Below are 6933 nucleotides of genomic sequence, written 5' to 3'. Positions count from 1 at the left end.
TGGCCGACGACGGGAACGACCGGGACCTCACCCAGTGGGTCGAACAGGAGATCTTCTCCTCCCACGGGCACATGGAGGTCGACAACGAGTCGAACGGGGGCCGCGCCCTCCTCGCCCGCTACAGCAACGACACCTGGGGTGAGATGCGTACGCGGTGGGACTTCACGGTGAACGAGGAGGGCCGGATCGCGCGGTTCGAGACCGGGCAGGCGTAGCGCGTACTCGCGTGATCTGCGCGGCAGCCGTTCCGCCCACCGGTGTGTAGCCCGCGGTCCCACGCGGGGGCCCACCCCCAGCCGGTGCGGCGGGACGGCTGCCGCCTCCCCCCTCGGTATGGCCTGCGGATCGCCCTGAGCGGTGCGGAAGGCCAACGCTCCAAGTGTGAAGCTCTCGTGAAGGAGAGTTGAGCACATGTCCGCCAACGGCTGCAATACCGCGGACTCTTATATTCCGATCGTGTGAAACGACACGGTGGACTCAGCCGCGTCCCACATACGGCATCGCCGTCGCCATGACCGTCGCGAACTGCACGTTCGCCTCCAGCGGCAGCTCCGCCATGTGCCGCACCGTGCGCGCCACGTCGGCGACGTCCATCACGGGCTCGGGTGCCGTCTCCCCGTTGGCCTGGAGCGCGCCGGTCTGCATGCCGGCCGTCATGTCGGTCGCCGCGTTGCCGATGTCGATCTGGCCGACCGCGATGCCGTAGGGGCGGCCGTCCAGCGACAGTGACTTGGTCAGGCCCGTCAGCGCGTGCTTGGTCGCCGTGTACGCCACCGAGTGCGGGCGCGGCGTGTGGGCCGAGATCGAGCCGTTGTTGATGATCCGGCCGCCCTGCGGGCTCTGCTCCTTCATCCGCCGGTACGCCGCCTGCGCGCACAGGAACGCGCCGTTCAGGTTGGTGTCCACCACGTGCCGCCACGCCTCGTAGGGCAGGTCCTCGACCGGCACGCCGCCCGGGCCGAACGTCCCGGCGTTGTTGAACAGCAGGTCCAGCCGCCCGAAGCGGTCGCGTACGGCGTCGAACAGCGCCGTCACGTCCCCGGGATGTGACACGTCGGTGCGGACCGGGAGTGCCGTCGCACTGCCCGCGGGGGCCTGTGCGGCCGTCTCCTCCAGCGTCTCGACGCGCCGGCCGGCGAGGGCCACCGACCAGCCGGCCGCCAGTAGTTCGACGGCGACCGCCCGGCCGATGCCGGACCCGGCGCCCGTGACGACGGCGACGCGCCGTGCCTCCTTCTTGCCGACTTCTTCCTTGCCGGCCTGTTCCTCGTCGGCGGTTCTCACGGTGTTCATGAGTCGGCAGCGTACGCGTGGCGGATCATGCGGATCTCATCCGTCCGACATGGGATCGCCATGTCCGCGCCAAGCCAGGGTCGTCCCCGGCCATTCGAATGCCTCATGCAACCACTGCATGGGGAGGAACGGATGACACCCGCGAACCACCAGGCCCAGTCCCGGCCCTCGCACGCGCCCGAACTCCGCGCCGCCGCCCGCCACCTGGGCCGCCGTCGCTTCCTGACCGTCACCGGCGCCGCCGCCGCGCTCGCCTTCTCCGTGAACCTGCCGGCCGCCGGCACCGCGAGCGCCGCCGAACTCGACGCGGCCCGGCTCACCGACGATCCCTTCACGCTCGGCGTCGCCTCCGGCGACCCGCAGTCCGACTCCGTCCTGCTGTGGACGCGCCTGGCACCCGCCCCGTACCAGGCCGACGGCGGCCTGCCCGCCAAACGCGTCGACGTGGGCTGGGAACTCGCCCTCGACGAACGGTTCCGCCGAGTCGTCAGACGGGGCAAGGCCACCGCCCACCCCGAGTTCCACCACACCGTGCACGTCGAGGTCGACCACCTCGCTCCGGGCCACGTCTACTACTACCGCTTCCGCGTCGGCCGCTGGGTCAGCCCGGCCGGGCGCACCCGCACCGCGCCCGCGCAGCGCAGCCGGGTCGGGGACCTCACCTTCGGCGTGGTCTCCTGCCAGAAGTACGACGAGGGCTACTACACCGCGTACAAGCACCTGGCCCAGGAGGACGTGGACGTCGTCTTCCACCTCGGCGACTACCTCTACGAGTACGCCGTCGACGACGTCGCCGGCCGGCGCGCCTACCCGGCCGGCACCCTGCCCTCCCTGTTCGAGCGCGAGACGGTGACCCTGGAGGACTACCGCCTGCGGTACGCCCTCTACAAGTCGGACCCCGACCTGCGGGCCGCGCACGCCGCGCACCCGTTCGTCGTCACCTGGGACGACCACGAGACCGAGAACAACTACGCCGACGGGACGCCGGAGAACAGCGTCCCGCCGGAGGAGTTCCTCATCCGCCGGGCCGCCGCCTACCGGGCCTACTGGGAGAACATGCCGCTGCGCCGCCCGCAGCTGCCCGACGGCGCCGACCTGAAGCTCTACCGCCGCCTGCACTGGGGCCGGCTGGCCCAGTTCGACGTGCTCGACACCCGCCAGTACCGCTCCGACCAGGCCTACGGCGACGGCTGGCAGTTCCCCGGCCCCGAGTCCGAGGACCCGGGCCGCACGCTGACCGGCGACGCCCAGGAACGCTGGCTGATCAACGGCTGGCACCGGTCGGACGCCCTGTGGAACGTGGTGCCCCAGCAGGTCACCTTCTCGCAGCGGTACAACATGACCACCACGCCGTCCAAGGTCTCCATGGACTCCTGGGACGGCTACCCGGCCTCCCGCGAGCGGGTGCTGGCCGGCGCGCAGGCCGCCGGCATCGAGAACCTCATGGTCCTCACCGGCGACGTGCACGTCTCCTACGGCTTCGACATCAAGCGCGACTTCTCCGACCCGGACTCCCGGACCGTGGGCACGGAGATCGTCACCACCTCCGTCACCAGCGGGCGCGACGGCTCGGATAAGCCGTCCAACTGGGACACCCTCATGGCCGCCAACCCGCACCTGAAGTTCTTCAACGGGCGGCGCGGCTACGCGACCGTGTCACTCGGCCGGAAGTCGGCGCGCGCCGACTTCAAGACGGTGTCCCACGTGACCACGCAGGGCGCGCCGCTGACGACCGCCGGGTCCTTCGTGACGGAGGTGGGGGAGCAGGGGCTCAAGCCGGCGTGACCGCACGCTCCTCGCCGGGGTAGCGGACGCCGACGCGGTCCCGGATCGCGTCGAGCGTCCGCATCACGGCCAGGGTGCCGTCGAGCGGGACCAGCGGGGACTCGGTCTCACCGGCGCGCAGGGCGCGCATCACCTCCCGGGCCTCGTGCTTGAGGCTGGCCCGGGGGCCGTCGCCCGGGTCGGCCCGGAACTCCCGCGGGTCCTGGCCGTCCCGGTGCAGTACGAAGTGGTCCGGGAAGAAGAAGCCGTACGGGACGTCGATGCGGCCCTCGGAACCGGTGACCGAGGCGGAGTTGGGCGTACCGCCGGTGATGGAGCAGTGCACCGAAGCGAGAGCGCCGCTCTCGTAGGAGAGCAGCGCACCCGTCTGGAGATCGACGCCCTCGTCGGAGAGCACCGCTCGCGCCGCGATGTCCGAGGGCTCACCCAGCAGCAGCTGGGCGAACGACACCGGGTACACACCCAGGTCGAGCAGCGCGCCGCCGCCCTGCGCGGGGTCGCGCAGACGGTGCGCGGGCGGGAAGGGACCCGCCAGCCCGAAGTCCGCCTGGACGCTGCGGACCTCGCCGATCGCGCCGTCGTCGACCAGTGACTTCAGCCGCCGCACCAGCGGGTTGCAGTACATCCACATCGCTTCCATCAGGAAGCGGCCGCCCTGCCGGGCGAGCGCGACCAGCTCCGCCGCCTCGCGCGCGTTCAGCGTGAACGGCTTCTCGCACAGCACGTTCCGCCCCGCCTCGAGACACAGGCCGGCGGCCGTCCGGTGCGCCGAGTGCGGCGTGGCGACGTACACCACGTCGACGTCCTCGTCCCGCGCCAGCGTCTCCCAGTCGCCGTACGCCCGCGGTATCCCGAACCGCTCCGCGAACGCCTTCGCCGACGCCTCCGTCCGTGAGGCCACCGCCACGACCTCCGCGTCCGGCAGATCGACCAGATCCGCCGTGAACGTCGCCGCCATCCCGCCGGTCGCCAGAATCCCCCAGCGCACCTTCTGCCCGGTCACCGCTGACACCCTGCCCCACCCTCGCTCAGGTTGTTCGAGTCTGTTCGTTCAAGTCCGTACGAGCTGAGAGCATAGGTGGCGGATCTGTCGAAGAGGGAGGGGCACATGCCCGAGCGCGGGCCGTCCATACCGCACACGTCACCGGACACCACACCGAAGACCTCGAAGCCTGCGCAGGCGGCCGGACCGGAAACGGGACCGGCCGCCCGCTCGCTGCGCGCCACCCGCCGCACCGGCCTGCTCGTCACACTCATCCTCGGCGGCCTGACCGCCACGCCGCCGCTGGCGATGGACATGTACCTCCCGGCGCTCCCGGAGGTCACCCGGTCCCTCCACGCGCCCGCCGCGACCGTCCAGCTCACGCTCACCGCGTGCCTGGCCGGCATGGCGCTCGGCCAGCTCGTGGTCGGACCGATGAGCGACAGGTGGGGCCGCCGCCGCCCGCTCCTGGCCGGTCTCGCCGTCTACGTCGTCGCCACCGTCCTGTGCGCGTTCGCGCCCACCATCCAACTCCTCGTCGCCTTCCGGCTGGCGCAGGGACTCGCGGGCGCCGCCGCGATCGTCATCGCCCGGGCCGTCGTCCGGGACCTGTACGACGGCGTGGCCATGGCCCGCTTCTTCTCCACACTCATGCTGATCTCCGGGGTCGCGCCGATCGTCGCGCCGCTCATCGGCGGGCAGATCCTGCGGGTGACGGACTGGCGGGGTGTGTTCGTCGTGCTCACCGTGGTCGGGGTGGTGCTGGGAGTCGTCGTGTGGGCCAAGCTGCCCGAGACGCTCCCGGAGGAGGAGCGGCACGCGGGCGGGGCCGGCGACACCCTGCGCGCGATGCGCGGGCTGCTCGCCGACCGCGCCTTCACCGGGTACATGCTCGCGGGCGGCTTCACCTTCGCCTCGCTGTTCGCCTACGTCTCGGCGTCCCCGTTCGTCATCCAGGAGATCTACGGCGCCTCCCCGCAGACGTTCAGCCTGCTGTTCGGCCTCAACTCGATCGGCCTGATCGTCGTGGGGCAGATCAACGGCAAGGTCCTGGTCGGACGGGCCCGGCTGGACCGGGTGCTGGGACTCGGGCTCCTCATCGTCATCGCCGCCGCGACCGCCCTGCTGCTGATGACCCTGGGCGTCTTCGGCGAGGTCGGCCTCGTACCGGTCGCCGCCGCGCTGTTCGTGCTGATGTCCGCGATGGGCATCAGCATGCCCAACACCCAGGCGCTCGCCCTGATGCGGGTCAGGAAGTCCGCCGGCTCCGCCTCCGCGCTGCTCGGCACGTCCTCCTTCCTCATCGGCGCCATCGCCTCCCCGCTCGTCGGGATCGCGGGGGAGGACACCGCCCTGCCGATGGCCGTGGTCCAGTTGGCGTCGGCGCTGGTGGCACTCGCGTTCCTGGTGGGAATGTGCCGTCCTGTCACGGGACGGACGACGGGCGAGGGAGAAGACAGCTGAGCGTGCCGAGACTGCGCAGCGACACCCCGGAGCGGGCCGGACTCGACCCCGGGCAGCTCCGCCGTGTCGTCGAAGAGGTGCACGACCTCACCACCGGCGAGCGGCCCTGGGCGGCGGGCGCCGTGGTGGCCGTCGGACGCGGACCCGTGCTCGCCGTCGAGGAGGCGGCGGGCTGGGCCGTGCGCTACGCGTCCTATGATCCGCGCACCGACACGGGCGTGGAACTGCCAGCCCGCTCCCGGGTGCCGATGACCGTCGGCACGCCCTTCGACCTGGCGTCCCTCACGAAGGTGTTCACGGCGGTCGCCGCCGTGCAGCAGATCGAACGGGGCACGCTCGGCATCGACGCCAAGGTCGGGGCGTACCTGCCGGACTTCCGGGCCGCCGCCGCGCACGGCGTCACGGTGCGGCAGCTGCTCACCCACACCTCCGGGCTGCGGCCCGAACTCCCGCTGTACGACTGCGCCGACGACGAGGAACGACTGCGACGGCTGCGGGCGGAGCCGCCGGTGGGGGTGCCCGGCACGTACTGCTACTCGGACCTGAACATGCTGCTCCTCCAGCAGGTCCTGGAACGCATCACCGGCCGTGGCCTCGACGTCCTCGTCCACGACGGGATCACCCGGCCGCTGGGCATGACGGCGACCCACTTCGGGCCCTGCCCGGGGGCGGCGGCGACGGAGGACCAGCGGCAGCCGTGGGCGAAGGCGGACCGGGGGATGCTGCGGGGTGTCGTCCACGACGAGAACGCGTGGGCGCTGGGCGGGGTGGCCGGTCACGCGGGACTCTTCTCGACGGGGCGGGACCTCGCGGTCTTCTGCCGTGCGCTGCTGGCGGGCGGCTCTTACGGGCCGGCGCGGATCCTCGGGCCCGATTTCGTGGAACTGCTCCTGACCGAGCCGGGGCTCGGGTTCGCCCTGGACCAGCCGTGGTTCATGGGCGAGCTGGCGGGGCGGGGGGCGGCCGGGCACACCGGGTTCACGGGCACGATGCTCGTCCTCGACCGGGGGACGGACACGTTCGCGGTCCTCCTCGCCAATACGGTCCATCCGCGCCGCCGCGCCCCGGACAACGGGCCGCGGGCGGCGCTGGGGACGCGGGTGGCGCGGGCGGTGCGAGAGATCTGAGCGGGCTGCGGGTGCGGGCGGGATGCCTGCGGGATGGCGTGACGCGCACCGACGGCGGCACTCGGCCCGCCCCGTAGAATCGCCGGGTGAACGACCCCGCCACCCCCGCCGACACCCTGCGCGCCGCCCTCGCCGACCTGGTCGACGGGCTTCCGCCCCGGCAGGCCGCGCAGGCCGTTGAGCGGCTGATCGCCAACTATCGCGGGGCCACCCCGACCGACGCCCCGATCCTGCGGGACCGCGCGGACGTCGTCGCCTACGCCGCGTACCGCATGCCGGCGA

Annotated in this window: 5 protein-coding genes and 2 pseudogenes; 5 read left to right on the top strand and 2 right to left on the bottom strand. The window is 72.3% G+C overall.

Annotated features, from left to right (window positions below):
- A pseudogene (locus tag EBH09_RS10285) lies at nucleotides 1–215 on the top strand (nuclear transport factor 2 family protein); the annotation flags it as partial.
- Between the two features lie 262 nt (nucleotides 216–477).
- On the opposite strand, the gene EBH09_RS10280 reads toward EBH09_RS10285, so the two are convergent.
- Nucleotides 478–1293 (bottom strand): SDR family oxidoreductase, encoded by an 816-nt coding sequence (locus EBH09_RS10280; RefSeq protein WP_121746705.1) that lies wholly within the window; start codon nucleotides 1291–1293, stop codon nucleotides 478–480.
- A gap of 132 nt (nucleotides 1294–1425) precedes the next feature.
- Here EBH09_RS10280 and EBH09_RS10275 point away from each other — a divergent pair, with 132 nt between their 5' ends.
- A complete protein-coding gene (locus tag EBH09_RS10275) occupies nucleotides 1426–3078 on the top strand; it encodes an alkaline phosphatase D family protein (RefSeq protein ID WP_121746704.1) in 1653 nt (550 codons plus the stop codon).
- Here the strand turns inward: EBH09_RS10275 and EBH09_RS10270 are convergent.
- Complete coding sequence (locus EBH09_RS10270; RefSeq protein WP_193776222.1) at nucleotides 3065–4081, bottom strand: Gfo/Idh/MocA family oxidoreductase; 1017 nt, start codon at nucleotides 4079–4081, stop codon at nucleotides 3065–3067. The two genes, EBH09_RS10275 and EBH09_RS10270, sit on opposite strands and share 14 nt — an antisense overlap.
- Before the next feature lie 105 nt (nucleotides 4082–4186).
- On the opposite strand from EBH09_RS10270, the gene EBH09_RS10265 reads away from it, so the two are divergent.
- The 3 genes and pseudogenes from EBH09_RS10265 to EBH09_RS10255 all read left to right on the top strand — a co-directional run.
- The gene (locus EBH09_RS10265; protein WP_121746702.1) at nucleotides 4187–5524 is read left to right on the top strand and encodes a multidrug effflux MFS transporter; all 1338 of its coding nucleotides are present in this window, start codon (nucleotides 4187–4189) and stop codon (nucleotides 5522–5524) included.
- A 2-nt stretch (nucleotides 5525–5526) separates the two neighbouring features.
- A complete protein-coding gene (locus EBH09_RS10260; protein ID WP_238697259.1) occupies nucleotides 5527–6651 on the top strand; it encodes a serine hydrolase domain-containing protein in 1125 nt (374 codons plus the stop codon).
- Nucleotides 6652–6737: 86 nt separating this feature from the next.
- Nucleotides 6738–6933 (top strand): annotated as a pseudogene (locus EBH09_RS10255) (rRNA methyltransferase); the annotation flags it as partial.

This window comes from Streptomyces sp. E2N166, assembly GCF_003671715.1.
In the GTDB taxonomy this organism is placed as follows: Bacteria; Actinomycetota; Actinomycetes; order Streptomycetales; family Streptomycetaceae; genus Streptomyces; species Streptomyces thinghirensis.
This window is presented reverse-complemented; position numbering and strand designations above follow the sequence as displayed.

Excerpts from the sequence above, each read along its gene's own strand:
- EBH09_RS10280 (WP_121746705.1), bottom strand. The coding sequence starts at position 1,293 with ATGAACACCGTGAGAACCGCCGACGAGGAACAGGCCGGCAAGGAAGAA.
- EBH09_RS10275 (WP_121746704.1), top strand. The coding sequence starts at position 1,426 with ATGACACCCGCGAACCACCAGGCCCAGTCCCGGCCCTCGCACGCGCCC.
- EBH09_RS10265 (WP_121746702.1), top strand. The coding sequence starts at position 4,187 with ATGCCCGAGCGCGGGCCGTCCATACCGCACACGTCACCGGACACCACA.